This is a genomic window from Herbidospora sp. RD11066 (genome assembly GCF_054661255.1).
Genome location: NZ_BAAGDO010000009.1, coordinates 334561 through 358826 on the forward strand (window position 1 = coordinate 334561; position 24266 = coordinate 358826).

The following is a 24266-nucleotide window of genomic DNA, read 5'->3' on the forward strand; positions in this document are numbered from 1 at the left end:
CACTCCGCGTAGGGCTAGGCTTGCTTTTCGTGCTGGTCCTGGCCTTCGACACGGCGACCCCTGCCGTGACCGCCGCGGTGCACGACGGAACGCGCGTGCTGGCGGAATCCACCACCATCGATGCCCGGCGCCATGGGGAGCTGCTCGCGCCGGCGATCGAGACCGTCCTCCGCGAGGCGGGCGTTTCCATCCATGACGTCACCGCTGTCGTGGCGGGGGCGGGTCCCGGGCCGTACACCGGCCTGCGGGTCGGGCTGATAACGGCGCGGGCGCTGTCGACGACGCTCGGCGTGCCCGCCTACGGCATCTGCACCCTCGACGCGATCGCCTACGCGGCCGACCTGCCCGGCCCGTTCACGGTGATCACCGACGCGCGCCGCAAGGAACTCTTCTGGGCGGTCTACTCCGACGGCGTGACCCGCCTCGACGGCCCGAGGGTCGACCGGCCCGCCGACGTGCCCGTTCAGGGCGCCGTCGTGGGCGCGCGGCTCTACCTCGACGACGTGACCGGCCCCGAGCACCCTTCGGCGGGTTCGATGGCGGCCCTGGCCGCCGCGCAGCTCGCCAAGCTGTCGCCCGAGGAGGCCGCCGCCGCGGCGAAGCTGCCCGAGGGGCGCATCGACTCGGTCGAGGCCGCCCAGAACCGGGCGATCCTCGGCCCGCCGGTGCCGATCTACCTGCGGCGTCCCGACGCTCAGGTGCCCGGGGCGCCCAAGAAGGTGACGGCGTGAGCGTCGTGACGCTGCGCGGCATGAAGGTCGACGACCTGGCCGCCGTCATGGAGCTCGAACGCGCCACCTTCCCGGCCGACGCGTGGAGCGAGCGCATGATGCTCGGCGAACTCGCCGACCAGCCCCGCACCCGCCACTACATCGTGGCCGAACGCGACGGCGCCATCGTCGGCTACGCCGGGCTGGCCGTGGCCGCCGACCAGGGCGACGTGCAGACCATCGCGGTCCTGGCCGAACACCGGCGGGCCGGGGTGGGCGCCCTGATGCTCAACGCCCTGCTCGACGAGGCCGCCCGGCGCGGCGCCTCCGCCGTCTTCCTTGAGGTCCGGGCGGACAACACCCCCGCCCAGGCCATGTACGAACGGTTCGGTTTCCAGCACCTCGGCCTGCGCCGTGGCTACTACGACGACGGAACCGACGCGATCACGATGGTGAGGAAAGTCGATGGCTGACGAACCGATCGTCCTGGGAATCGAGACGTCCTGCGATGAGACGGGCGTCGGCATCGTGCGCGGCCACACCCTGCTGGCCGACACGATCGCCTCCAGCATGGACGAACACGCCCGTTTCGGCGGCGTCGTCCCCGAGGTGGCCTCCCGGGCCCACCTCGACGCGATGGCCCCCACGGTCGACAGCGCCCTGGCCAAGGCGGGCCTGAAGTTCTCCGACATCGACGCCATCGCCGTCACCGCCGGTCCCGGCCTGGCCGGTGCCCTGCTGGTCGGCGTGGCCGCCGCCAAGGCCTACTCGGTCGGCCTCGGCGTCCCGCTCTACGGCGTCAACCACCTGGCCGCCCACGTCGCCGTCGACCAGCTCGAACACGGGCCGCTGCCCGAGCCGTGCATGGCCCTGCTCGTGTCCGGCGGCCACTCGTCGCTGCTGCTGGTGCCCGACGTGACCCGGGAGGTCGTCTCCCTGGGCTCGACCGTCGACGACGCCGCCGGTGAGGCGTTCGACAAGGTGGCCCGGGTGCTCGGCCTGCCCTTCCCCGGCGGCCCCCACATCGACCGGGCGGCTCGCGAGGGGCGCGGCGACGCGATCCCGTTCCCCCGGGGCAAGGTCGACGACGGGACCCTCGACTTCTCGTTCTCCGGCCTGAAGACGGCCGTGGCGCGCTATGTGGAGAAGCAGGGCGGCGACGTCTCGGTGCCCGACGTGGCGGCCTCGTTCCAGGAGGCCGTGGTCGACGTCCTGACCCGCAAGGCCCTGGCGGCCTGCAGGCAGCACGGCGTCGACCACCTGCTGATCGGCGGCGGCGTGGCGGCCAACTCGCGGCTGCGGTCGCTGGCCCAGGAGCGGTGCGACGCGGCGGGCATCCAGCTGCGGGTGCCGCGTCCGGGGCTCTGCACCGACAACGGGGCGATGGTCGCGGCGCTGGGCTCGAACCTGGTGGCGGCGGGCGCGACGCCCTCCCTGCTCGACATCCCGGCCGACTCGTCGATGCCGATCACCACGATCAACGTCTGACCACATGAAGAAGGCCGGGCCGCTTGCGCGGTCCCGGCCTTTCTTCGTGTGTGGACGGTCAGTCTTTGGTGCCCCTCGTCGGCCTCAGGAGGGCCTCAGCGAGCGCCAGCATGGTTTCTTCGAGGGCGCCCAGTCTCCGGGTCAGGTCGGTGTGGGCGGGCTCCACCGTGGTCGACAGGGCCTCGCGGACCGCCTCTCGGTCGGGGCGGGTCTCGACCAGGGGGCCGATCTCGCCGACCAGGCGGTGGAGTTCGCCGATCTCCAGCGTCGCGGGCAGCTGGCCCAGGCGCTGGTTGATGGATTCGACGCGGTCGTCGACGCCGTCGAAGCGCTCACCCAGCTGCTCTTCGAGGGCCTCTACCTTGGCGGACAGGCGGGTCTCCGAGTCGCCCACGCAGACGCCCAGGCGTTCGTCCAAGGTGGTCACGGCGCGGTCGGTGACGTCGAGTTTCTCGCCGTTCTCGGTGAGCTTGGCCTCGATGCCGGTGACCCTCGTGTCGATGTCGGCCAGGCACTCGTCGGCCGTCTCGATGCGGGAGTCGATGCGGTCGAGGCGGGCGGTCACGCCGGCGACCTGGCCTTCGAGGGCGTGGAACTGGGCCTTGGCCCCGGCCTGGGCCTCGCTGATGGTGCTCAGCCGCGCGTTGCTGGCCGACTGCTGGCCCTCGACGCCGGAGATGCGGGTGGCGATCTGGTCGAGCGTGGCGGTCAGGCGGGTGACCGCGTTGTCGAGGCCGGTGGTGAGGGACTCGGTGACGTCGGCCTCAAGACGGTCGAGGCGCTCGGTCAGGTCGGTGACGGCCTTGTCGATGCGGCTGAAGCGGGCCGCGGCCGTCTCCATGCTCGCCTGGATCTGGGTGAGGCGGTCGGCGACCGTGGTGAGGCGGCTGAGGGACTCTTCGACGCTCTCGCCGACGGTGCCGACGTCGGCCCACAGGCTGGGGAGCTCGCCGATCGGGGTGACCTTCTCGCCGACGGTGTCGACGTGGTCACGGACCATCTCGATGTGCTGGGCCAGGCCTTCGGCCCACGACGGCGGGCGGCCCGTCAGGTCGTCGAGGCGGCCGCCGACCGATTCCATCGTCGCGCTGATGCCGCCGAGCTCGCGCTCGCGGACCTCGCGGAGCAGCCATTCCATGCCCTCCATGCGCTGGCGGATCTCGTCGAGCACGGCCCCCTGGGTGCGCTGCTCGTAGACATGGTCCTGGGCCGCGCGGGCCAGCAGCTCGCGCATCCGGTCGGACACGGCGGCCTGACTGCCCGCTTGAAGGAGGGTGTGGTTTTCCACCGAGGAGCTCCGGATCAAGAGGAAGACGTGAACACGTAATGTCACCGAACGATAACCCTCGGCGCCGACACTTTCCCGGGGACAGGGAAACATCGGGGTTCCCGATGGATTGCCCGAACTGGCTGCTTTACCTGCCCATTTCCGAGGCGAGCACGGCCACGGGACGGGTGCCCAGACGGGTCAGCAGGACCACCGCCGACCCCTCGCCGGACAGTCGCAGATCGTGACGGAGCTTCTCGACGTCGACCGCCGATCCTCTTTTCTTGATCGTGACAGCGCCCACTTTCCGTTCGCGGAGCGCTGAACGGAGCTTCTTGAGCGAGAAGGGCATGACCTCCTCGACCCGGTAGCCCGCCGCCCACGGAGTGGGCACGTGGGAGTCGGCCGACAGGTAGGCGATCTGGGGGTCGATCAGCCAGCCGCCGACGATCTCGGCGACCTCGCCGACCAGGTGGGCGCGGACGGCGGCGCCGTCGGGTTCGTACAGGAAACTCCCGATCGGGGCGACGTCGGCTTCGACGTCGCGCGCCGTCATCGTCTCGCCGTACGGGAGCAGCGTCGCCCTCCGGCCCGAGGCTCCCGACCACAGGACCGCCTCTTTGACCTCGCCCTTGAACGAGACCCATTCGGCTTCCATGCCGTCGGGGATGTACTCGTAGGGAATGCCGGGGGCGACCTTCAGGCAGGCCCTTTTCGCCTTCTGGATGAGGTCGAGGATCACGTCCCAGGTAGGGGAGTATGCGGCGGGGTCGAAGACGCGGCCCCTCGTGGTCCGCCGGGCGGGGTCGGCGAACAGGGCGTCATAGGCTCCAACGTCCAACCCCGAAGCATCGGCGATGCGGACCTGGGCTCGTACACCCAGAGATTCGGCGTTCGCAGTGGCCACGGCGACCGTGAGGGGGTCGAGGTCGACCGCGTCGACTTCGCAGCCCGCTCTGGCCTGGGCGATCAGGTCGCCGCCGATGCCGCAGCAGGCGTCGGCGACCGAGAGGCCCGCCAAGCGCTTGGCCCGGTGTTCGGCCACTTCGGGGCGGGTGGCCTGTTCGAGGCCGTTGGGGGTGAAATACATCTTCGCGGCGTCGTCGCCGAACTTCGCGACCGCGCGTCGCCGCAGGCCCGCCTGGGTCAGCGCGGCCGAGACCAGATCGGGGTCGAACCGGCGCCGCAGAGCGCTCACGGCCTCGACCGGACCGGCGCCGTTCGCCAGAACCGCGCCGGCCTCGGCCAAGGCCGTCTGCCCGTCGGACGTCAGCAGGCGGGCGAAGCTCTCCAGATCCACACGGAGACGCTAGCGCTCGCCGCTCCCCACACGAACTCGGACCACGCCCGGCAATCCGCCGTTGCCGGGCGCCGGGTTCGGCGGAGCGCTCACCCGAGGGACAGGCCCGAGTGTTCGCCCGTCATCGGGTGGTCCACCGCTGGGCGGTCGAGCCGTTGCAGGTGCGGAGTTCCACCAGGGCGCCGTTGGTGGTTCCCGTGGCGTGGAGGCACTTGCCTGACCCGGTGCCGACCAGGGCGCCGGCCGAATTCTGGGTGAACTTCTGGGCCGCCGTGCCGTTGCACGCCCAGATCTGGATCTTGGTGCCGTCGGCGGTGCCGTTGCCGTTGACGTCGAGGCAGCGGGTTCCGTACACCTTGAGTTCGTTGGCGGTCGTTCTGGTCCAGCGCTGGTTGGCCTGCGTGTGGCAGTCCCACAGGTGGATCTGGGCTCCCTGGGCCTGGGAGACGCCGCTGACGTCGAGGCAGCGGCCGGAGGCGGCGTTCACGTAGTTGAGGGCGCCGGGGGTCAGGCCGGCCGGGACCGACTGGAGGGCGTTCCACCAGCGGAGCGCCATCTTGTCGTAGCCGGTCTGGTTGGGGTGGAGGCCGTCGGCCAGGTCGGCGGTGGTGAATCCGGTGTTCATGTCGACCAGGTGGGTCAGCGGGCCCTTCTGGGCCACGATGCCGGGGATCGCCGCGTTGAAGGTCTGGATCCTGGCGTTGAACGCCGGATCGGCGGACGGTGTGATCTGTGCGACAAAGAGCTGCACCTGCGGGGCGTTGGCACGGATCTTGTCGATCAGGGCCGACAGCCGCGCGGGCGCCGTGGCCACCTGGAACTGCTGGCCCATGTCGTTGGTGCCGATGTGCAGCAGGATCGTTCTGGGGGTGTACGCCGCCAGCCACCCCACGATCTGGGCGTCGATCTGGTCGATGCGCCAGCCCGAGTGACCCTCGTGGTCGTGGTCGCCGAGACCGGCCGGGCCGTTGAACCCCGAGCCGACGAAATCGACCGTGTGACCTGCCTGGACGAGCCGTTGCCATAGATTGATGCGGTAGCCGCCGGGGACGTTGAACCCGTCGGTGATGCTGTCGCCCAGCGGCATCACCCGGATGCCGCCGTTCGACTCCGCGTACGCGGGTGTGACGAGGAGCCCTGCCGTGAGCAGGAGGCCCGTGAGGGCCGATAACAGTCTGCGCATTGCCCTTCCCTTCGATTGGTGGCACAAGCGAGGGCGAGATCAATGAACGACTCTGACTCCTCACTGTCAACATCCGCCCGGAGTGCGCTGACCGTAGTCGCGCTCGTGTTGACGAGCTCCGGGAAGGTGCATACTGTGTCGTGTTGGCACTCGCCTAGTGAGAGTGCCAATGCGACGCAGATAGGTCTGACACCCGCGACGGCAGGCCGCTGGTCGCCTCTTCAGCTCATTCATCGCAATCTGAAGGGGAGGTCCGATCGTGACGACCGCCACCAAGGTTCCCGTTAAGCCGCTCGGCGACCGCATCGTGGTCCAGCCGCTTGAGGCCGAGCAGACCACCGCCTCCGGCCTGGTCATCCCGGACACCGCGAAGGAGAAGCCCCAGGAGGGCCGCGTCCTCGCCGTGGGTCCCGGCAACTGGGACGAGTCCGGCACCAAGCGGGTTCCGCTCGACGTCAGTGAGGGCGACGTCGTCCTCTACAGCAAGTACGGCGGCACCGAGGTCAAGTACGGCGGCGAGGAGTACCTCGTGCTCTCCGCCCGTGACGTGCTCGCCATCATCGAGAAGTAGGCCGTGAGGAGACCCCGGGTGCGACGAGCGCCCGGGGTTTCCTACGCTGAGAGGACTTTTTAATGCCCAAGACCCTGGCGTTCGACGAGGACGCCCGCCGCGCTCTTGAGCGTGGCGTGAACGCCCTCGCCGACGCGGTGAAGGTGACCCTCGGCCCGCGTGGCCGCAACGTGGTCATCGACAAGAAGTTCGGCGCGCCGACGATCACCAACGACGGCGTGACCATCGCTCGTGAAGTCGAGCTCGACAAGCCCTACGAGAACCTCGGCGCCCAGCTCGCCAAGGAAGTCGCCACCAAGACGAACGACGTCGCCGGTGACGGCACCACCACCGCGACCGTCCTGGCCCAGGCCATGGTCCGCGAGGGTCTGCGCAACGTGGCCGCCGGCGCCCAGCCGCTGTCGCTCAAGCGCGGCATCGACCTGGCCGCCAAGGCCGTCAGCGAGAAGCTGCTCGACTCGGCCCGCCACGTCGAGGACAAGAAGGAGATCGCCCACGTCGCGACGATCTCCGCCCAGGACGCCAAGATCGGCGAGCTCATCGCCGAGGCGTTCGACAAGGTCGGCAAAGACGGTGTCATCACCGTCGAGGAGAGCAACGCGCTCGGCCTGGAGCTCGAGTTCACCGAGGGCCTCCAGTTCGACAAGGGCTACCTGTCGGCCTACATGGTCACCGACCAGGAGCGCATGGAGGCCGTCCTCGACGACCCCTACATCCTCCTGACCCAGGGCAAGGTCGCCTCCCTGGCCGACTTCCTCCCGCTGCTGGAGAAGGTCGCCCAGACCAAGAAGGCCCTGTTCGTGGTGGCCGAAGACGTCGAGGGCGAAGCCCTGGCCGTCCTGGTCACCAACAAGATCCGCGGCACCTTCACCTCGGTCGCCGTCAAGGCCCCGGGCTTCGGCGACCGCCGCAAGGCCATGCTGCAGGACATCGCGATCCTGACCGGCGCGCAGGTCGTCTCCGAGGAGATCGGCCTCAAGCTGGAGCACGTCGGCCTCGAGGTGCTCGGCACGGCCCGCCGCGTCGTCATCACCAAGGACGCCACGACGATCGTCGACGGCGCCGGTGAGGGCTCGGCCATCGCCGACCGCGTCAAGGAGATCAAGCTCGCGATCGAGCAGTCCGACTCCGACTGGGACCGCGAGAAGCTCCAGGAGCGTCTGGCGAAGCTGTCGGGCGGCGTGTGCGTGCTCAAGGTCGGCGCGGCCACCGAGGTCGAGCTGAAGGAGAAGAAGCACCGTCTCGAGGACGCGATCTCGGCCACCCGCGCCGCGATCGAAGAGGGCATCGTGTCCGGCGGCGGTTCCGCGCTGGTCCACGTCGCCTCCGACCTCGACAACCTCGGCCTCACGGGCGACGAGGCGACCGGTGTCTCCATCGTGCGCAAGGCGCTCGTCGAGCCGGCCCGCTGGATCGCCGAGAACGCCGGCCTCGAGGGCTACGTCGTGACCGCCAAGGTCACCGACCTCCCCGTGGGCCACGGCCTCAACGCCGCCACCGGTGAATACGGCGACCTGGTCGCCCAGGGCGTCATCGACCCCGTCAAGGTCACCCGGTCGGCCGTGCAGAACGCCGCGTCCATCGCCGGCATGCTGCTGACGACCGAGGCGCTCGTCGTCGACAAGCCCGAGGAGGAGGCCCCCGCCCCCGCGGGCGGTCACGGCCACGGGCACGGTCACTAATAACGGTTGCCGTTCTACGGCCCTCACCCCATTCGCGGGGTGGGGGCCGTAGTTCTATATAGAAGCTGTCACTTCCTATGGGCCTGACCTGTCAGAACATCTGACAAAAACGCAGCATTTTGTACGTATTACTGAAATGTCCAAAACCGTCGAGTGTTCGTGCGATTACTTGCAGTTATCGCCGCATCAATGTGACCAATCCGTATCCGTTCACCATGACGACAGTTCTCTGTGTGGCGGGCATCATGCCTAACGTGACCGAGGGATGCGTCGCCGACGCCGCAACTGGGGTAAGGCTTGCGATTGGGTCCAGAGTCGACGTGAGGCCGGAGGAGTCCGACCTCAGGGAGCTGACCAGTCTGGCCGTGACAGGGGACCGCACCGCCATCGAGAGGCTGCTGACGCAGCTGCGGCCGATGGTCGTGCGCTATTGCCGGGCCAGGCTCGGCCGGGTTTCGGGGCATTATCACAATGCCGACGATGTGGCCCAGGAGGTCTGCATCGCGGTGCTGTCGGCGCTGCCGCGTTATCGGGACATGGGCCGCCCGTTCGCGTCGTTCGTCTTCGGCATCGCCTCGCACAAGGTGGCCGACGCGCTGCGCAGCTCGGTGAGGTCGGCGGTGCCGACCCAGGATCTCCCCGACGGGCCCGACGAGGGTCCAGGTCCCGAGGAGACCGTGGTGCGCTACATCGAGGCCGAGCACGCCCGCGCGCTGCTGTCGCGGCTGCCGGAGAACCAGCGGGAGATCCTCATCCTGCGGGTGGTCTCCGGGCTGTCGGCGGAGGAGACGGGCAACGTCCTCGGAATGTCACCCGGTGCGGTCAGAGTGGCCCAGCATCGTGCTCTTGCTCGGCTCCGTCAGATGGCGGAGCTAGAGTCGATTGCGTGACAATCGACGTTGACGCCGTTCTCGACGCGTTGGCCCGGCGCGAGGCGGTGCGGTCTTCCGATCCGGCGATCCTGGTTCTGCGAGCCCTGGTCGCCGATGTGGACAGCATTCAGGAAGCTCAGCGGCTCTCTTCGGTGTCGATGACGCCGTCGACGTAGCCTCGGGCGTACTCCCAGCTGACGTAGTCGGCCGGGTCGGGTTGGAAGGCGGGTTCGTGGACCTGCGGCCGCCCGTTGTCGATCATCTGGCGGAGGTTTCCCCGGAGCAGGTCCCAGTCGAAGTAGTGCTGTTCGCCACATTCCGGGCAGTCGAGCACCAGGCCGAGCACCCCCTGGGGCTCGAGCAGGGAGCGGAAGACCTCCACGTCGGCGAGGTCGGTCAGGGCCTCGTCGCGCTCGGACATCGTGAGCGGCTCGGCGTCATCGAGCTCGCCCAGCTCCACGGCAGGGTCGTTGGGGTCGTCCGCGAACGGGTCGCGGGGGACGTCTTCCAGCACGTAACCACCATATGACTCCCATCGCCCCCGGTGTGCTCAAAGACCGGGTCAGGACAGCCAGCCGCGCCGCGCCGCCTCGACCCCGGCCTGGAAGCGGGTCTGGGCCCCCAGCTCCGCCATGGCGTCGGCGAACCGGGCCCGGACGGTCCGGACCGAGAGCCCCAGGCGCCGGGCGATGGTGTCGTCGGAGATCCCCTGGGACGCCAGCCGCAGCACCTGGACGGCCCCCGGCGAGTAGCGGATCGGCGTCGCCCGCTGCCACATCTCGTCGAACAGCGTGCGCAGCGCGCCGACCACGATAGGTGCTCTGACCAGGTAACAGTTGTAGGCGCTGCCGGGCAGCGACACCCCCCAGTCGGCGGGCAGGCCGGCGGCGTCGTGGCCGAGCGCGAAGAACCAGCTCGGTACGCGATCAAGAACGCGGATGCCCGCCCCGGCGGCGGCCAGCCGGTCGAGGGAGTCGCGCATTCCGGGGATGGCGAGGGCGGAGGCCGGGATCACCGCACGGGCCGTGAGGAGATCACTTTTGAGCGCCTCGATCCACGTGTCGGCGTATTTCCGGATGAAATCCGTGAGCCCGCGTTCATCGGGGATCGCGGTCACCAGATCGGACGGCGGCGACTGGAGCGCCAGGCCGATCACGCTCTCGTAGAGTTCGTCGGCGCCGTTGACCAGTTCCACGGGGAACCGGCTGCTCTGGTAGTCGCGCCCGGCGTCGTAGGTCAGGGTCAGGCCGCCCACCGAGGCCAGCACCTCGTCGATCTGGCGGCTCTCCTCGGCCAGGCGGTCGAGCCGGGCGGCGATCAGGCGGCCGATCGCGGCGGCGGGGTGGCGGGCCAGGAACTGCCCGGCCTGTTCGTCGATCGCGCCCAGGCGGACCAGCCCGGCCAGCTGGCCGGCGACGTCGTCGGCGGGTTCGTCGGCGGCCTGGGCGATCTCGGGCAGGGTGGCCCGGTGCAGCCGTAAGACGGTTTCGTACACCGCCGTCTGGGCCCGGCTGAGGCCCAGGCGTTCCAAAGGGTCGGCAGAGGTGGTCATCGTCGGTCCAGTTTCAGGTCGTGGTCACGCCCGGATGTCTGCTCCCTCGCCAGGAAACCGCCGCGGCCGGGCCACCGAGCGACTTCGCGAGGATAACGCGCTATTGCGTTTCCGATGGAGAAAACCGCCAGAGGTGCAGCTTCGTGTAATTGCAGGTTCGGACATTGTGCCGGGACCCAGGGTGACGCACTCTTGACCCTGCGTCGGCACGGGTGGGACGCCGTGACCGACCGGGCGCGGAGGGGGGCTCGGCGGTCACCGTGGGGGTCCCGCCATCCGGCGCGTCAGGGGGGTCCGTCTTATGGCGGCCCCCCTTTCTGTGTTCAAGATGACTCTGCGTACGAGCGCCCGTGGCGGTCGCTTCTTTCCGTGAGCTCTAGACTGGGCCGAAGGCCTGACAAGGTCTTCTTTGCCGCCGGAGGGGGTTCGCGGACGCCATGGCCAGATTCACCGAACAAGGGCTCACGTACGACGACGTACTGTTGGTGCCCGCCTACTCGGACCTGCAGCCAGGTGACGCCGACACCGGCACCCGGCTCACGCGCGGGATCACGCTGAAGATTCCGCTGATCAGCGCCGCGATGGACACGGTGACCGAGGCGCGCATGGCGGTGGCGATGGCCCGCCAGGGCGGCGTCGGCATCCTGCACCGCAACCTGTCGATCGACGACCAGGCCCGCCAGGTCGACCTCGTGAAGCGCTCCGAGGCCGGCATGGTCACCAACCCGGTCACCTGCTCGCCCGACGACACGCTGGCCGACGTCGAGAAGCTCTGCGCGACCTACCGGATCTCCGGCGCCCCGGTCACCGACGCCGACGGCGTGCTCGTCGGCATCGTCACCAACCGCGACATGGCCTACGAGACCGACCACACGCAGCTCGTACGCGACGTGATGACCAAGATGCCGCTGGTCACCGCGCCGGTCGGGGTCTCCCGCGACGAGGCGTTCCGCCTGCTGCGCACCCACAAGGTCGAGAAGCTGCCCCTGGTCGACGACCGGGGCCGCCTCCAGGGCCTCATCACGGTCAAAGACTTCACCAAGAGCGAGCAATACCCCCTGGCCACCAAAGACGCCGACGGCCGCCTCGTGGTCGGCGCGGCGGTCGGGGTCGGCGGCGACGCCGAGGAGCGTGCCCGCGCCCTCATCGAGGCCGGGGCCGACGTGATCGTCGTCGACGTCGCCCACGGTCACTCCAAGGGCATCGGCGACATGATCGCCAAACTCAAGGCCAACACCGCCGTCCAGGTCGTCGGCGGCAACATCGCCACCCGCTCGGGCGCCCAGGCGCTCATCGACGCGGGCGCCGACGCCGTCAAGGTCGGCGTCGGGCCGGGCTCCATCTGCACCACCCGCGTGGTCGCCGGCGTCGGCGCCCCGCAGGTCACCGCCATTCACCAGGCCTCGCTCGCGGCCGGTCCCGCCGGGGTGCCGCTGATCGGCGACGGCGGCCTCCAGTACAGCGGCGACATCGCCAAGGCCATCGCGGCCGGAGCCGACGCGGTCATGCTCGGTTCCCTGCTCGCGGGCTGCGAGGAGTCGCCGGGTGAGTTGATCTTCATCAACGGCAAGCAGTTCAAGTCCTACCGGGGCATGGGCTCGCTCGGCGCGGTGCGCAATCGTGAGCGTGGCGGGCAGTCCTTCTCCAAGGACCGCTACGCGCAGGACGCCGTGAGCGGCGACGACAAGTTCATCCCCGAGGGCATCGAGGGCCAGGTTCCCTACCGCGGTCCGGTAGCCGCAGTGGCCCATCAGTTGGTCGGAGGGGTCAGGCAGGGCATGTGGTACACGGGGTCGCGCACGATCGCAGATCTCCGCGACAACGGCGAGCTCATGCCGATCACCGCGGCCGGTCTGAAGGAGAGCCACCCCCACGACATCCAGATGACGGTGGAGGCTCCGAACTACCACCGTCGCTGACCTCTATCGACCAACAGGAAACGCACATGACTCAGCAGGTGGAGATCGGGCGCGGTAAGACCGGGCGGCGCGCCTACGCCCTCGACGAGATCGGCATCGTCCCCTCGCGGCGCACCCGCGACCCCGAGGAGGTGTCGATCTCCTGGCAGATCGACGCCTACCGGTTCGACCTGCCCGTCGTGGTCAGCCCGATGGACAGCGTGGTCTCACCCCGTACGGCGATCGAGATCGGCCGCCTCGGTGGCCTGGCCGTCCTCGACCTCGAAGGGCTCTGGACCCGCTACGACGACCCGCAGCCGCTGCTCGACGAGGTCGCCGAGCTGGGCACGGCCGCCGCGACCCGCCGTCTGCAGGAGATCTACACCGCGCCGATCCAAGACGAGCTGATCGGCCGCCGCATCGAGGAGATCCGCGCGGCCGGGGTGACCACGGCGGTGCGGCTGTCGCCGCAGCGCACGGTCCAGCACCACAAGGCCGTGATCGACGCCGGCGTTGACATCTTCGTGATCCGCGGCACCACCGTCTCGGCCGAGCACGTCTCGGGCCGGGCCGAGCCGCTGAACCTGAAGCAGTTCATCTACGAACTCGACGTCCCGGTGATCGTCGGCGGCTGCGCCACCTACACCGCGGCCCTCCACCTGATGCGCACCGGCGCGGCGGGTGTCCTGGTGGGCTTCGGCGGCGGCGCGTCCCACACGACCCGCAACGTGCTGGGCGTCGTGGTCCCGATGGCGACCGCGATCTCCGACGTCGCGGCGGCCCGCCGTGACTACATGGACGAATCGGGCGGCCGCTACGTCCACGTGATCGCCGACGGCGGCATGGGCGGCTCGGGCGACATCGCCAAGGCCATCGCGGTCGGCGCCGACGCGGTCATGGTCGGCTCGCCGCTGGCCCGCGCGGCCGAGGCTCCCGGGCGCGGGTTCCACTGGGGCTCCGAGGCGCACCACCCCGATCTGCCCCGGGGCCGTCGCGTGGAGTTCGGGACCATAGGGACACTGGCGGAGATCCTCCACGGCCCGTCGTCGGTGGCCGACGGGTCGATGAACCTGATGGGCGCCTTGAAGCGGACCATGGCGACGTCGGGCTACTCCGACATCAAGGAGTTCCAGCGCGTCGAGGTCGTGGTGGCCCCGCCGACGCCGTAAGAGCCGTTCTGACAGGGCGCCGGGGGATTCTCCGGCGCCCTGTCGCGTTTCCGGGGCGAGCGTATGCCGAAATGTCGGGTGGCGGGTGGTGCCGTCTCAAGGTCAATTGCGCGGGGTCTTGGTTGCGGGATCCTGAAATATCGGCCTTATGTTGCGAGGCGGTTCTCGGGGGGCGCTAAAGCGGAAATTTCGGCGTTGTGCGCCCGACGGATTCCTTTCGCATCCAGATCCGTCCGGCGACATCCGGAACTCGTAATTAGCGCGGAGCGGATCTTATGCGGGTGCGCTTATGCCGAAATTTCCGGCGCAGAGCGCCGGAAGGCTCGGTGGTGCTTCTGGGTCGTATGGCTACTGCCGGTTCTTGTGGGGCCCCGGAGTCGACTTGGTGGTTCCGGTGGGCGTATGCCGAAATTTCCGGCACGGGTGACGGGAGATTCGCGCGAGGTCTCGGTCGGTGCGGGTGCTTTCGGTCGTGCGTGGTCTCGCGGCTCGCTGGCGGTGCTGGTGGGTCGTATGGCGAAATGTCCGGCGCGGAGGGTCGGAGGTGGTGGGGGATGTTGCACGGGCGCTCGGGTGAGGGGCCTCAGGTTTTGTACGTCTGGAGCGGGGTCCTTGAGGGTCGGTCAGGGCGGTTGGGTGGGTCGGGAGGCTTGGGGGTCAGACCCATTCGCCCTGGCGCATGACGCGGTGGACTTCCAGGTTGTCGTCCAAGACCACCAAATCGGCTCGTTTGCCTACGGCGATGCTGCCGATCTCGTCGTCGAGGCCGAGGGCTCGGGCCGGGTTGAGGGAGGTGACCTCGATGGCCTCGCCCAGGGACAGGCCGTTGAGGTGGACGCCTCGGCGGAAGGCGCGGTCCATGGTCAGGGTGCTGCCGGCGATCGAGCCGCCGCCCGCCAGGCGGGCCTCGCCTCCTCGGACCTCGACCTTCATGGGCCCCAGGTCGAAGTCGCCGTCGGGCATCCCCGCCGCGTCCATGGCGTCGGTGATGAAGGCGACGCCGCCCCTCGCGCTGCGCAGGGCCAGGTCGATCACGGCCTCGTGCAGGTGGATGCCGTCGTTGATCAGTTCGACGGTCACGCGTTCGTCGGCCAGGGCCGCTGTGATCGGGCCGGGGTCGCGGTGGCCCAGGGGGCGCATGGCGTTGAACAAGTGGGTGGCGACGGTGGCGCCCGCGTCGATGGCGGCGCGGGCCTCGTCGTAGGTGGCGTCGGTATGGCCGATGGCGGCGATCACGCCCGACTCGGCGCAGGTGGCGATGGCGGCCAGGGCGCCGGGGAGTTCGGGGGCCACGGTGAACATGCGGGCGTGGCCCTTGGCGGCCTCGATCAGGTCGGTGAACTCGCCGACCGACGGGGTGCGGAGTAGTCCGGGGCGGTGGGCGCCGCATTTCGCGGCTGAGATGTACGGGCCCTCGAAGTGGACACCGGCCAGCAGGCCCTCGGCGCAGAGACCCGCCAGCATGCCGGCCGCCGCGCGGAGCGAGTCGAGCGGGGCCGTGACCAGGCTGGCCACCGCGGTCGTCGTGCCCTTGGAGAGGTGGAAGGCGAAGGCCTGCCTGGCTTGCTCCTCCGAGCCTGCCGGGTAGCCTGCGCCGCCGCCTCCGTGGACGTGCATGTCGACGAAGCCGGGGACCACCAACCGGTGGCCGACCGAGTCGCCCTCGCGGGGGGCGGGGCCGTGGCCGATGTGGGTGATGCGGCCCTCCTCGATGGAGAGCCAGCCGTCGAAGACGGCGTATTCGGCGACGATCCGGGCGTCGACGATGGTCTGGCTCACGGGAGGATCACCGACCGGGTGAGGTGCATGGGCTCGTCGGGGTTCAGGCCGTGGGCCTGGGCGCGGGCGACGGCCACGCGCTGGATCTTCACGAGCTCGGCCATCGGGTCTCGCGGGGATTCCACGAAGGTGCCGCCGCAGCTCACGACCTCGGCCGCCAGGCCCTCGGGGGCGGTGCCGAGCATCCACGTCACCCTGCCCGGGCCGGAGATCGAGATCGGGCCGTGGCGGTATTCCATCGCCGGGTAGCTCTCGGTCCAGGCGCGGGCCGCCTCGCGCATCTTCAGGGCCGCCTCGGCCGCCAGGCCGTTGCTCCAGCCCCGGCCGAGGAAGGTGTACTGCTCGGCGTCGGTCAGGGCGCCGAGGTCGTCGGACAGGGCCATCTCGGCGTCGGCGATCGCGCCGGTCAGATCTTCGCCCAGGTGGGCGCGGAGCAGGGCCAGCTGGGTGGTGGCGAATCTGGTCTGGACGACCGACCGCTCGTCGGCGAAGTCGAGCACGACCACCTCGCCGGCCGCCGTCATGACGGGTGTGGCCGGGTCGGCGGTGATCGCGACGGTCGGGGTGTCGACGGTGGTGAGCAGGGCCAGGACCTCGGTCGTCGTCCCCGACCGGGTCAGCGCGAGGATGCGGTCGTAGGTGCGGCCCAGGGGGAACTCCGAGGCCGCGAAGGCGTCGGTGACGCCCAGGCCCCGGGACTCCCGGAGGGCGGCGTAGGCCTGGGCGATGAACCAGGACGTGCCGCAGCCGACCACGGCGACCCGTTCCCCCGGCTGGGGGAGTGGGGCGCCCGCGGCGACCTCGGCGGCTCGGGCCCAGCAGGCCGGTTGTGAGGCGATTTCCGATTCGGTGTGCGTCACAACCGGCACTTTATCCAGACGCGTCGCTCAGGAAGCGGCGGGGGCGTAGCGGTTGATGATCACCGTGTCGTCGCAGGTCCGCGAGTCGATGAGGCGCAGCCGGAGACGGTCTTTCAGCCCGCTCAGGAACGGGGTGCCGCCGGTCAGGACGACCGGGTGGACGACCATGACGATCTCGTCGACCAGCCCCAGGCCGACCAGGGTCGAGGCCAGGGCGTTGCCGCCGGTCAGCAGGATGTGGCCGCCGCCCTCGTTCTTCAGAGCCGTCAGGTCGGCCTCCAGGGTGGCGCCCCGGACGATCCGGGCGTCGTCGGGGACCTCGGTCAGGGTGTCCGACACGACGACCTTGGGCCGGGCCCGCCACTTGGGCGCGTAGGCGACGTCGTGGGGGTGGGCGCCCTCCTCCTGGTCGGCGGTGGGCCAGTAGGAGGCCATCCAGCCGTACACGACCCTGCCGTAGAGCAGGATGTCGGTGGCGTCGGTCAGGTCCTCCGAGACGGCCGAGAACTCGGGGCCGACGGTGGTCCAGTCGAAGGCGCCGCCGGGGCCGTCGATGTAGCCGTCGAGCGAGGTGTTCACGATGTAGATCAGCTTGCGCATGTCCGCTCCTCAGGTTGTCGTTGCGTCACTGGGTCGGAGCCGATCGCGGGGTCTCTACATCCGTACCGAAAAAAATGTCTGCGTCTTCCCCTACGCTCGCGATCACTGAGCAAAGGGAGGAAATGGGGATATGACGTACCTGGAGCTGTCCGAGGAAGGCGGCGGGGCGCACAAGTTCTACGAGGCCGTGGTCTCGGGGACGCGGGTGACCATCACGTACGGCCGCATCGGAGAGAACGGGCAGGTCAAGGTCACCGACTTCCCGACGGAGGAGAAGGCGCGGGCCGCCGCGGCGAAGAAGGTCGCGGAGAAGACCAAGAAGGGGTACGCCCCCGCGGTCCGGGGTGTCCGGCAGCGTCGCGCGGTCACCCGCCGGGCGATCACCAGCACCCGCTCGACCGCCAAGCAGGCGCCGGTGCTGTGGCGCTTCGCCAGCGGCTCGGCCGCGTTCGGGATCTTCGTCGACCAGGAGCGCTGCTGGGTCGGCAACCAGGCCGGGCACGTCTTCACGCTGACCCCCGAGGGCGTGATGACCGGGCGCTACAAGCTGCCCGACGGCGTCAAGTGCATCGTTGCCGACGACTTCTGGATCTACGCGGGCTGTGACGACGGCAAGGTCTACGACCTGAGCGGGAAGGTGCCCCGGGCGGCGTACGAGATCGCCTCCGACGTCGACATCTACTGGCTCGACATCGCCGACGGCGTCCTCGGGGTGTCCGACGACTCCGGCCGGATCACCATGATCGACTATGAGGACGAGTTCCTCTGGGCCCGCACCGGCGGTGGCAGCTCCGGCTGGATGGTGCGCAACGACAGCGACGCCGTCTACCACGGTCACTCCGGCGGCGTGGCCCGCTACGACCTCCAGGGGAACCAGTCGTGGTTCCAGAAGGCCGCCGACGGCGTCCTGTTCGGCTGGCAGGAGGAGAAGTCGGTGTACGCCGGCACGGCGAGCCGGACCGTCCACAAGCTGGCCAAGGCCGACGGCGCCGTCGAAGCGGTCTACCAGTGCGACGCGGCGATCTACTCCTGCGCGACCTCGCCCGGCGGGCAGTACGTCTTCGCGGGCGACTCGTCCTCGTCGGTCTACTGCTTCTCGGCGGACGGGACCCGGCTCTGGAAGCTGGCGACCGGCTACGGGTCGGCGTTCTCCATGCAGTATCTGGACGAGCGCCTCTACATCGTGACCACCGACGGGTCGCTGGCCTGCATCGACGCGACGGAGCAGGCCATCGCGGCGGCCCGGGAGGGTACGGTGCCGCAGGCCCGCGACGTCAAGATCGCGGCGTCCCTGCCGGTGGTCGAGCCGTCGATCACCGTGGAGACGACGACCGACACGGGCGACGGCGTGCTCGTGGAGTGCTTCAGCGAGGGCGGCCGCCTGCGGATCAGGGTCCTCAGCCCGGGGTACGAGGCGTGGAACGTCCAGTTCCCCCGCGAGATCCGCGAACCGGGGGCGCGGTACGTGGTGGAGGGGTTGCGGCCGTCGGGCAACGGCGGCTTCTACCGGGCGTTTGGCGACATCCGCCGCCTGGTCTGACGTTGGCCATGTCGTGAAATTTCGGGCACGAAGTGCCCGGGGCTGGGCGGCTGACAGCGCGCGGGCTCGCGCCGGTGATGCGGGTTACGGGTCTCGCCGCACCGGCGCGGTCCCTGCCTTCGTTGGGAGACGGGCCCTCTGGGTGGTCGGCGATATGCCGAAATTTCGGGCACGGAGTGCCCGGGGCTGGGCGGCCGACAGTGCGCGGGCTCGGGTGGTTCGGAGCAGGGCTTAGTGGTTTCGGCGGGCGGTCTGTCTCTCCAGGCCGTCCAGGAGGAGGTTCAGGCCGTCCGTGAAAGCCTCGCGGGCGGCCTTGTCCCATTCTGTCGGGGGCATGTTCGCTGACCTGGGGAAACGTTCTGCGAAGTCGGGGACCAAGTCGCTCAGCAGGTGGGATCTGGCGGTCCACCACTCCTGGTCCGACGTCCCGGTGTCGGTGGCGGCTCGTTGGGCTTCGGCGAGGGTTCTAGCTGAGCCTCTGACCAGGCTGAACAGGGCGTTGACCGTGGCTCGGAGTGCTACGTCCGGGAGGACCTCCAGGAGTTTTTCCAGCACCGTCTGCTCGTGGGGGCCCAAGACCGGGCGGGCGTGGGAGACCTGCAACAGCCACGGGTGGCGCAGGTAGCGCTCGTGGAGAGCCAGGGACCAGGACTCGACCGCCTCGCGCCACTCGCCGGGGAGGTCGGGGATCGCGTCGGCGTGTGCCTGGTCGTACATGAGGTCGATCAGTTCTCGTTTGGTGGGGACGTAGGTGTAGAGGGCCATCGCCGTCTTGCCCAGGCGATCGCCCACCGCGCGCATCGAGAGGCCATCCAAGCCTGATTCGTCGGCCACGGCTATGGCGGCCTCCAGGATCGCGTCGACGGTCAGGGCCGGACGGGGGCCGCGTTTTCGGACGCCGTCGCCCGTGCGCCAGAGGAGCGCCAGGGTGCGCTCGGGGTCACCTTGGCCTGCGTACACGACCACCGGCTTTTAACTCCTTACGGCATAAGCTATTGTTCGGGCTCGTTAATAGCTTACGACATAAGGAGATCGCCATGATCGCCACCCTTCACGACGGCGCAGAGATCGAGATCGAGGTCCACGGCGACGGGCCCGCCTTCCTGCTCCCCGTCAACCCCAGGCCCGCCGACGACGGGCCGGCCACCGAGGCCATGCGCGCCTGGGGCGGGGAGCCCGACCTCGGGTTCAACCTGGTCAACGGGCTCAAAGACCGGTTCAGGGTCATCGCCTTCGACTACGAGGGGCACTGTCTGGCCGTACCGAAAAAGGATCTGACGCCCGGGAACGTGGTCGGCGACTTTCTCGCGGTCGCGGACGCCGCGGGGGCGGAGACCTTCGCCTACTACGGCTACTCCTGGCTCGGGATGCTGGGGCTTCAGCTCGCCCTCCGGTCCCGGCGCGTCACGGATCTGGTCATGGGGGGATATCCGCCCCTTCACGGGCCCTACCGGGAGATGCTCGCGGTCACCGAGGCGGCCTGGGAGTTCGCGAAGAACCCCGCGCCGCCCGCCGCGAACGTCGCCCCGGGCGACTGGGACAATGCCACGCCGAGTGCCAGTCCGGCTCAGACCGGTCAGTTCATGGCTCTCTACCAGGAACTTCAGGAATTCGACGACCGGTCGGTCGCGTTGGACATCCCCAGACTGTGCTTCGCGGGGTCCGAGGACGCGATCGTCTACAGCGACAAGTGGGGTGGGGTGACCGTCGACATCGCCGGACCACTTCTCCGCGAGCGCGAGGAGATCGAGGTCAGGGGCTGGGAGGTGCGGGTTCTCGACGGGCTCGACCACATGGGCGCCATGCGGTCGGCGGTCGTGCTGCCGATCCTGACAGGATGGGTAGGACGACAGGGGTAGGCGCTTAGCCGTACAAAGGGAGAGTTATACCCATGACCGCGCTTATGGGGACGGGGCGGCTCGGGCCCGCGGAGCGGTACGCGGCGCTGTCGCAGATGGCCGCGCAGGAGCTCGACGTCGTGGTGGTCGGTGGCGGCGTGGTCGGCGCGGGGGTCGCGCTCGACGCGGTCACGCGGGGGCTCTCCGTGGGGCTCGTGGAGGCGCGCGACTACGCCTCGGGGACCTCATCGAGGTCGTCCAAGCTGATCCACGGCGGGCTGCGTTATCTCGAACAGCTCAACTTCGACCTGGTCAGAGAGGCGCTCCAGGAGCGGGCGCTGCTGTTGCAGCGGATCGCGCCGCATCTCGTGCGGCCGGTACCGTTCCTGTTCCCGCTCACCCACGCCGGGTGGGAGCGGCCCTATGTGGGCGCGGGGCTGGTGCTCTACGACTCGCTGGGGTTCTCGTTCGGGTTCACGCGGGGGGTGCCGGGGCACCGGCACCTGTCCCGCACCCGGGCGCTCCGGCTGGCCCCGGCGCTGCGGAAGACGGCGTTCAAGGGGGCCGTGCAGTATTGGGACGCCCAGGTCGACGACGCCCGCTACGTCATGACGATGCTGCGCACCGCCGCGACCTACGGCGCCCACGTCGCCTCCCGCACCCAGGTGGTGGGGTTCCTGCGGGAGGGCGAGCGGGTCACCGGTGTACGTGTCCGCGACCTGGAGACCGGTGAGGAGATCGACATCCGGGCCCGGCAGGTCGTCAACGCGACCGGGGTGTGGACCGACGACATCCAGGAGCTCGTGGGCGGGCGCGGGCAGATCCACGTGAAGGCGTCGAAGGGCGTCCACCTGCTGGTGCCGCGTGACCGCATCCACTCGCTGACCGGGATCATTCTCCGTACCGAGAAATCGGTCCTTTTCGTGATCCCGTGGGGGCGCCACTGGATCATCGGCACCACCGACACCGCCTGGACCCTCGACCTGGCCCACCCGGCCGCCTCACGTACCGACATCGACTACGTGCTCGACCACGTCAACGAGGTCCTGTCGGTGCCCCTCACGAGAGACGACGTCGAGGGGGTGTACGCCGGCCTGCGGCCGCTGCTGCGCGGCGAGTCCGAGCAGACGTCCAAGCTCAGCCGCGAACACGTCGTCGCCCATCCGGTGCCCGGCCTGGTGCTGGTCGCGGGCGGCAAGTTCACCACCTACCGGAAGATGGCCGCCGACGCGGTCGACGCGGTGGTCCACGGGCTGGCCACGCGGGTGCCGCCGTCGTGCACCGACACCGTGCCGCTCGCGGGGGCCGAGGGCTACCAGGCTCGCTGGAACTCCCGCTATCGGCTGGCCCAGCAGTCGGGGCTCCACGTCGCCCGCATCGAGCACCTCCTCCAGCGCTACGGCTCGATGATGGACGAGGTCCTCGCCCTCATCGAAGACGACCCCGGCCTGGCCCGGCCGCTGACCGGCGCCGACGACCACCTGCGGGCCGAGATCGTCTACGCCGCCACCCACGAGGGCGCCCGGCACCTCAACGACGTGCTCAGCCGCCGCACCCACATCTCCATCGAGACCTTCCACCGCGGCCTGGCCGTCGCCGAGGAGGTCGCCCAGCTCCTCGCGGGGCCGCTGGGCTGGGACGACGACCAGGTCAAACGTGAGGTGGAGTACTACACCAAGCGGATCGAGGCCGAGCGCGCCGCCCAGGAGACCGCCACCGACCAGGAGGCCGACGCGATCACCCTGGGCGCTCCGGAGATCGTCCCGGTGGCCGCGCCCGACCGTAAGCCCGTCTAGAACTCGATCTAGAACTCGATCTAGAACTCGATCCACGCCTCGTCGGCGAGGCTCGACTTGTCGCTGACCTTGGCGCCGAGGTCGGAGAAGGTCCAGACGGTGTCGCCGATGATCACGCTGCGCCTGATCGACGGGTCGAGCGGCACGTTCGGGTCGGCCTTCGGGTGGGTGATCACCCCGGCCTTCTCGATCGTGTCGCCGATCTTGAGGACGAGCGCCTGCGAGCCGTCGTAGTAGTCGGTGCCCCAGCTGGCGATGGGGAGCAGGGCGAGTCCGTCCTGGGCCCAGTAGAGGAAGGCGTGCGGGTCCCATTCGGCCTGGGTGGCCGACTCCTCCTGGTGGTAGCGGGACAGCACGGCCGGGGCGGCCGGGTCGCGCACGTCGAACAGCGAGACCTGGGTGCCCTGCGTCCGCCCCTTGGTGTCGGCCTCCTGGCCGACGCCGATCAGCCTGCCGTCGCCCGCCGGGTGGAGGTAGGCGGAGAAGCCGGTGATCTTCAGCTCGCCGGTGACCTTCGGGACTTGCGGGTCGCGCAGGTCGAGGGTGTAGAGCGGGTCGACCTGGCGGAAGGTGACCATGTAGCCGACCGGGCCGATGAACCGCACCGAGTAGATCCGCTCACCCTTGCCCAGGCCCGTCACCTGACCGGCCGCCGCGAGGGTGTCGGCGTTCAGGACGTAGACGCCGCTCTCGGAGGTCTGGGAGGAGTTGGTCGTGGTGGCGACGCGCAGGTGGCCTTCGTATTCGGACAGCGAGTACTGGTTGAGCAGCCGCCCGGTGACCGAACCGGAGGCGACGTAACGGGGGACACCGGTGCCGGTGATGTCGAACCGGTGGATCTCGGTGCGTTCGGCGCGAGCGACCTCACGCACGGTGTCGCCGTTCTCCGACGGAGACGGGCTGACGACCTCGGCGGTCGGGGGAGCCTGGGCCGGGGTGGGCGTCGCGACGGTCTCGGCCGTGGGGACGACCTTTTCCCCGTCACTCGGAGTGGGCTGGGCCTCGGGTGCGACCTTGCCGGGGTCGGGGATCTGGGTCGGCATGTCCGGATCGGGCGCGGGGGCCACGGGAGCGGCTTCGGGGACCGGAGCCGGGGCGACGTCCACGGCGATGGGCATCGGGAAGAAGCCGCCCCACCAGAACGGGTTGCTCGTCACGTAGAGGCTGGTGCCGGTGCCGTAGACGGTGTCGCCGTCGGCCGCGACGCTGATCGGTTCGGTCGTGCCGAAGGAGCCGTTCAGGTCGAGGGTGTGGACGGTCACCAGCGACTTGCCCGTGAAGTCGGCGGGGTGGCTGACGTTCTCGCACTTCACCGCGCCCGGCGTGGTCTGGCCGCCCGACTCGATCTCGTATTTGGGCAGCCAGGCGTCGAGCGGCGCCTTCCGGTAGGTGTCCTTGACGGCGTCGAGCATCTCCTGCTGGGTCATGTTGGCGTCGTATTCGGGCTGCGGCACCTGCGGCTCGCTGCGCACCACGATCCGGACCGTCGAGCCGACCATCCGCGCGTCGACGTGCTGGGCGTTGACGGGCGCCATGCTGCCGATGACCTTCGGCGTCCCGGCCAGGTCGATCAGCACGTAGCGCGGTGCCGACAGCATCTCGGGCTTGATCCGGGCGGCGTCACCGGCGGGGGCGTAGCCGCCGTAGTTGAACAGCACCAGCGCCCGGTCACCCGACACCAGCAGGTTCGCCTCGGACCAGCCCTGCTCCGCGGCGACCAGTCGCAGCGTGCCGGTGACCTTGCGCGAGGCGGCGTCGATGATCCGCAGCACGCCCCGGTTGACCGTGATGACCCGGTCGCCGTCGGTCTTGACCAGGTCGGGCTCGTCGACCCCGGCCTCGTGGACGTTGGTCGTCGAGTGGGCGGGGGCCGCGCCGGAGGCGGCGGTCGACCTGGCGCTGTCGGCGGCCTCGTTCGACCGGGCCGCCAGGGGCACCATCTGGAAGGTCTCGGCGTGCTTGACCGCGGCCTCGCGCAGCCCTTCGAGCATGCTGTCGCAGTCGTCGAAGGAGACCAGCTTGATGTTCTCGGTCAGGTTGATCGGCGTCACCGGGTCGGGTGACTTGGCGGCACCCGGCGTGCACGCCGCCGCCAGCAGTGCTATCGCGATGGCGCCGGCCACGCGAATCGAGGTGGTCATGTCCACAAGACGGATCGAAG

The 24266-nt window shown here is 69.7% G+C and carries 22 protein-coding genes; 12 read left to right on the top strand and 10 right to left on the bottom strand.

What is annotated here, in order from left to right:
• Positions 1-29 precede the first annotated feature (29 nt).
• Genes tsaB through tsaD form a run of 3 tightly spaced genes read left to right on the top strand, consistent with a single transcriptional unit; the run spans position 30 to position 2198 of the window.
• A complete protein-coding gene (gene tsaB, locus ACYQ78_RS31195; RefSeq protein ID WP_459804521.1) occupies positions 30-731 on the top strand; it encodes a tRNA (adenosine(37)-N6)-threonylcarbamoyltransferase complex dimerization subunit type 1 TsaB in 702 nt (233 codons plus the stop codon).
• A gap of 20 nt (positions 732-751) precedes the next feature.
• Positions 752-1183 (top strand): ribosomal protein S18-alanine N-acetyltransferase, encoded by a 432-nt coding sequence (rimI, locus tag ACYQ78_RS31200; RefSeq protein ID WP_459804571.1) that lies wholly within the window; start codon positions 752-754, stop codon positions 1181-1183.
• The gene (tsaD, locus tag ACYQ78_RS31205; protein WP_459804522.1) at positions 1176-2198 is read left to right on the top strand and encodes a tRNA (adenosine(37)-N6)-threonylcarbamoyltransferase complex transferase subunit TsaD; all 1023 of its coding nucleotides are present in this window, start codon (positions 1176-1178) and stop codon (positions 2196-2198) included. The genes rimI and tsaD overlap by 8 nt, the downstream gene beginning before the upstream one ends.
• Positions 2199-2256: 58 nt before the next feature.
• On the opposite strand, the gene ACYQ78_RS31210 is transcribed toward tsaD, so the two are convergent.
• The 3 genes from ACYQ78_RS31210 to ACYQ78_RS31220 all read right to left on the bottom strand — a co-directional run bounded on the left by ACYQ78_RS31210 (position 2257) and on the right by ACYQ78_RS31220 (position 5948).
• A complete protein-coding gene (locus ACYQ78_RS31210) occupies positions 2257-3486 on the bottom strand; it encodes a coiled-coil domain-containing protein (RefSeq protein WP_459804523.1) in 1230 nt (409 codons plus the stop codon).
• Positions 3487-3613: 127 nt separating this feature from the next.
• Entirely contained in the window at positions 3614-4765 is a 1152-nt protein-coding gene (locus ACYQ78_RS31215) for a class I SAM-dependent methyltransferase (RefSeq protein ID WP_459804524.1), read from the bottom strand.
• Between the two features lie 121 nt (positions 4766-4886).
• On the bottom strand, positions 4887-5948 hold the full coding sequence (locus ACYQ78_RS31220) for a ricin-type beta-trefoil lectin domain protein (protein ID WP_459804525.1): 1062 nt from the start codon (positions 5946-5948) through the stop codon (positions 4887-4889).
• A 259-nt stretch (positions 5949-6207) separates the two neighbouring features.
• Here ACYQ78_RS31220 and groES point away from each other — a divergent pair, with 259 nt between their 5' ends.
• From groES to ACYQ78_RS31240, 4 genes are all read left to right on the top strand, one after another.
• Positions 6208-6519 (top strand): co-chaperone GroES, encoded by a 312-nt coding sequence (gene groES / locus ACYQ78_RS31225; protein ID WP_459804526.1) that lies wholly within the window; start codon positions 6208-6210, stop codon positions 6517-6519.
• A gap of 62 nt (positions 6520-6581) precedes the next feature.
• Positions 6582-8201 carry a chaperonin GroEL gene (gene groL / locus ACYQ78_RS31230; protein WP_459804527.1) on the top strand — a complete coding sequence of 540 codons (1620 nt, stop codon included), beginning with the start codon at positions 6582-6584 and terminating at the stop codon, positions 8199-8201.
• 245 nt (positions 8202-8446) lie between these two features.
• Positions 8447-9091 carry a sigma-70 family RNA polymerase sigma factor gene (locus tag ACYQ78_RS31235; protein WP_459804572.1) on the top strand — a complete coding sequence of 215 codons (645 nt, stop codon included), beginning with the start codon at positions 8447-8449 and terminating at the stop codon, positions 9089-9091.
• Positions 9088-9249, top strand: a complete 162-nt coding sequence (locus ACYQ78_RS31240; protein ID WP_459804528.1) for a hypothetical protein — start codon at positions 9088-9090, stop codon at positions 9247-9249. Before ACYQ78_RS31235 ends, ACYQ78_RS31240 begins: the two co-directional genes overlap by 4 nt.
• Here the strand turns inward: ACYQ78_RS31240 and ACYQ78_RS31245 are convergent.
• Positions 9210-9587, bottom strand: coding sequence for a DUF5319 domain-containing protein (locus ACYQ78_RS31245; protein ID WP_459804529.1), 378 nt, complete (start codon positions 9585-9587; stop codon positions 9210-9212). The genes ACYQ78_RS31240 and ACYQ78_RS31245 overlap by 40 nt on opposite strands.
• Positions 9588-9635: 48 nt before the next feature.
• Positions 9636-10625, bottom strand: a complete 990-nt coding sequence (locus ACYQ78_RS31250; protein WP_459804530.1) for a helix-turn-helix transcriptional regulator — start codon at positions 10623-10625, stop codon at positions 9636-9638.
• A gap of 437 nt (positions 10626-11062) precedes the next feature.
• On the opposite strand from ACYQ78_RS31250, the gene guaB reads away from it, so the two are divergent.
• On the top strand, positions 11063-12544 hold the full coding sequence (gene guaB, locus ACYQ78_RS31255; protein ID WP_459804531.1) for an IMP dehydrogenase: 1482 nt from the start codon (positions 11063-11065) through the stop codon (positions 12542-12544).
• A gap of 26 nt (positions 12545-12570) precedes the next feature.
• Positions 12571-13692, top strand: coding sequence for a GuaB3 family IMP dehydrogenase-related protein (locus tag ACYQ78_RS31260; RefSeq protein WP_459804532.1), 1122 nt, complete (start codon positions 12571-12573; stop codon positions 13690-13692).
• Positions 13693-14349: 657 nt separating this feature from the next.
• On the opposite strand, the gene nagA is transcribed toward ACYQ78_RS31260, so the two are convergent.
• From nagA to ACYQ78_RS31275, 3 genes are read right to left on the bottom strand one after another with little or no spacing between them, the layout of a single operon-like run.
• On the bottom strand, positions 14350-15471 hold the full coding sequence (gene nagA / locus ACYQ78_RS31265; protein WP_459804533.1) for an N-acetylglucosamine-6-phosphate deacetylase: 1122 nt from the start codon (positions 15469-15471) through the stop codon (positions 14350-14352).
• Positions 15468-16331: an SIS domain-containing protein gene (locus tag ACYQ78_RS31270; RefSeq protein ID WP_459804534.1), complete on the bottom strand. Its 864-nt coding sequence runs from the start codon at positions 16329-16331 to the stop codon at positions 15468-15470. Before ACYQ78_RS31270 ends, nagA begins: the two co-directional genes overlap by 4 nt.
• 27 nt (positions 16332-16358) lie before the next feature.
• Positions 16359-16931 (bottom strand): dihydrofolate reductase family protein, encoded by a 573-nt coding sequence (locus ACYQ78_RS31275; protein ID WP_459804535.1) that lies wholly within the window; start codon positions 16929-16931, stop codon positions 16359-16361.
• A 130-nt stretch (positions 16932-17061) separates the two neighbouring features.
• Here ACYQ78_RS31275 and ACYQ78_RS31280 point away from each other — a divergent pair, with 130 nt between their 5' ends.
• Complete coding sequence (locus ACYQ78_RS31280; RefSeq protein ID WP_459804536.1) at positions 17062-18471, top strand: WGR domain-containing protein; 1410 nt, start codon at positions 17062-17064, stop codon at positions 18469-18471.
• Between the two features lie 231 nt (positions 18472-18702).
• Here ACYQ78_RS31280 and ACYQ78_RS31285 read toward each other — a convergent pair whose 3' ends face one another.
• On the bottom strand, positions 18703-19437 hold the full coding sequence (locus ACYQ78_RS31285) for a TetR/AcrR family transcriptional regulator (RefSeq protein WP_459804537.1): 735 nt from the start codon (positions 19435-19437) through the stop codon (positions 18703-18705).
• Positions 19438-19508: 71 nt separating this feature from the next.
• On the opposite strand from ACYQ78_RS31285, the gene ACYQ78_RS31290 reads away from it, so the two are divergent.
• Both ACYQ78_RS31290 and ACYQ78_RS31295 read left to right on the top strand, forming a co-directional pair.
• Positions 19509-20330 carry an alpha/beta fold hydrolase gene (locus tag ACYQ78_RS31290; RefSeq protein ID WP_459804538.1) on the top strand — a complete coding sequence of 274 codons (822 nt, stop codon included), beginning with the start codon at positions 19509-19511 and terminating at the stop codon, positions 20328-20330.
• Positions 20331-20362: 32 nt separating this feature from the next.
• Positions 20363-22105: a glycerol-3-phosphate dehydrogenase/oxidase gene (locus tag ACYQ78_RS31295; RefSeq protein ID WP_459804539.1), complete on the top strand. Its 1743-nt coding sequence runs from the start codon at positions 20363-20365 to the stop codon at positions 22103-22105.
• Between the two features lie 20 nt (positions 22106-22125).
• Here ACYQ78_RS31295 and ACYQ78_RS31300 read toward each other — a convergent pair whose 3' ends face one another.
• Positions 22126-24246, bottom strand: a complete 2121-nt coding sequence (locus tag ACYQ78_RS31300) for a beta-propeller domain-containing protein (RefSeq protein ID WP_459804540.1) — start codon at positions 24244-24246, stop codon at positions 22126-22128.
• Positions 24247-24266: the final 20 nt, after the last annotated feature.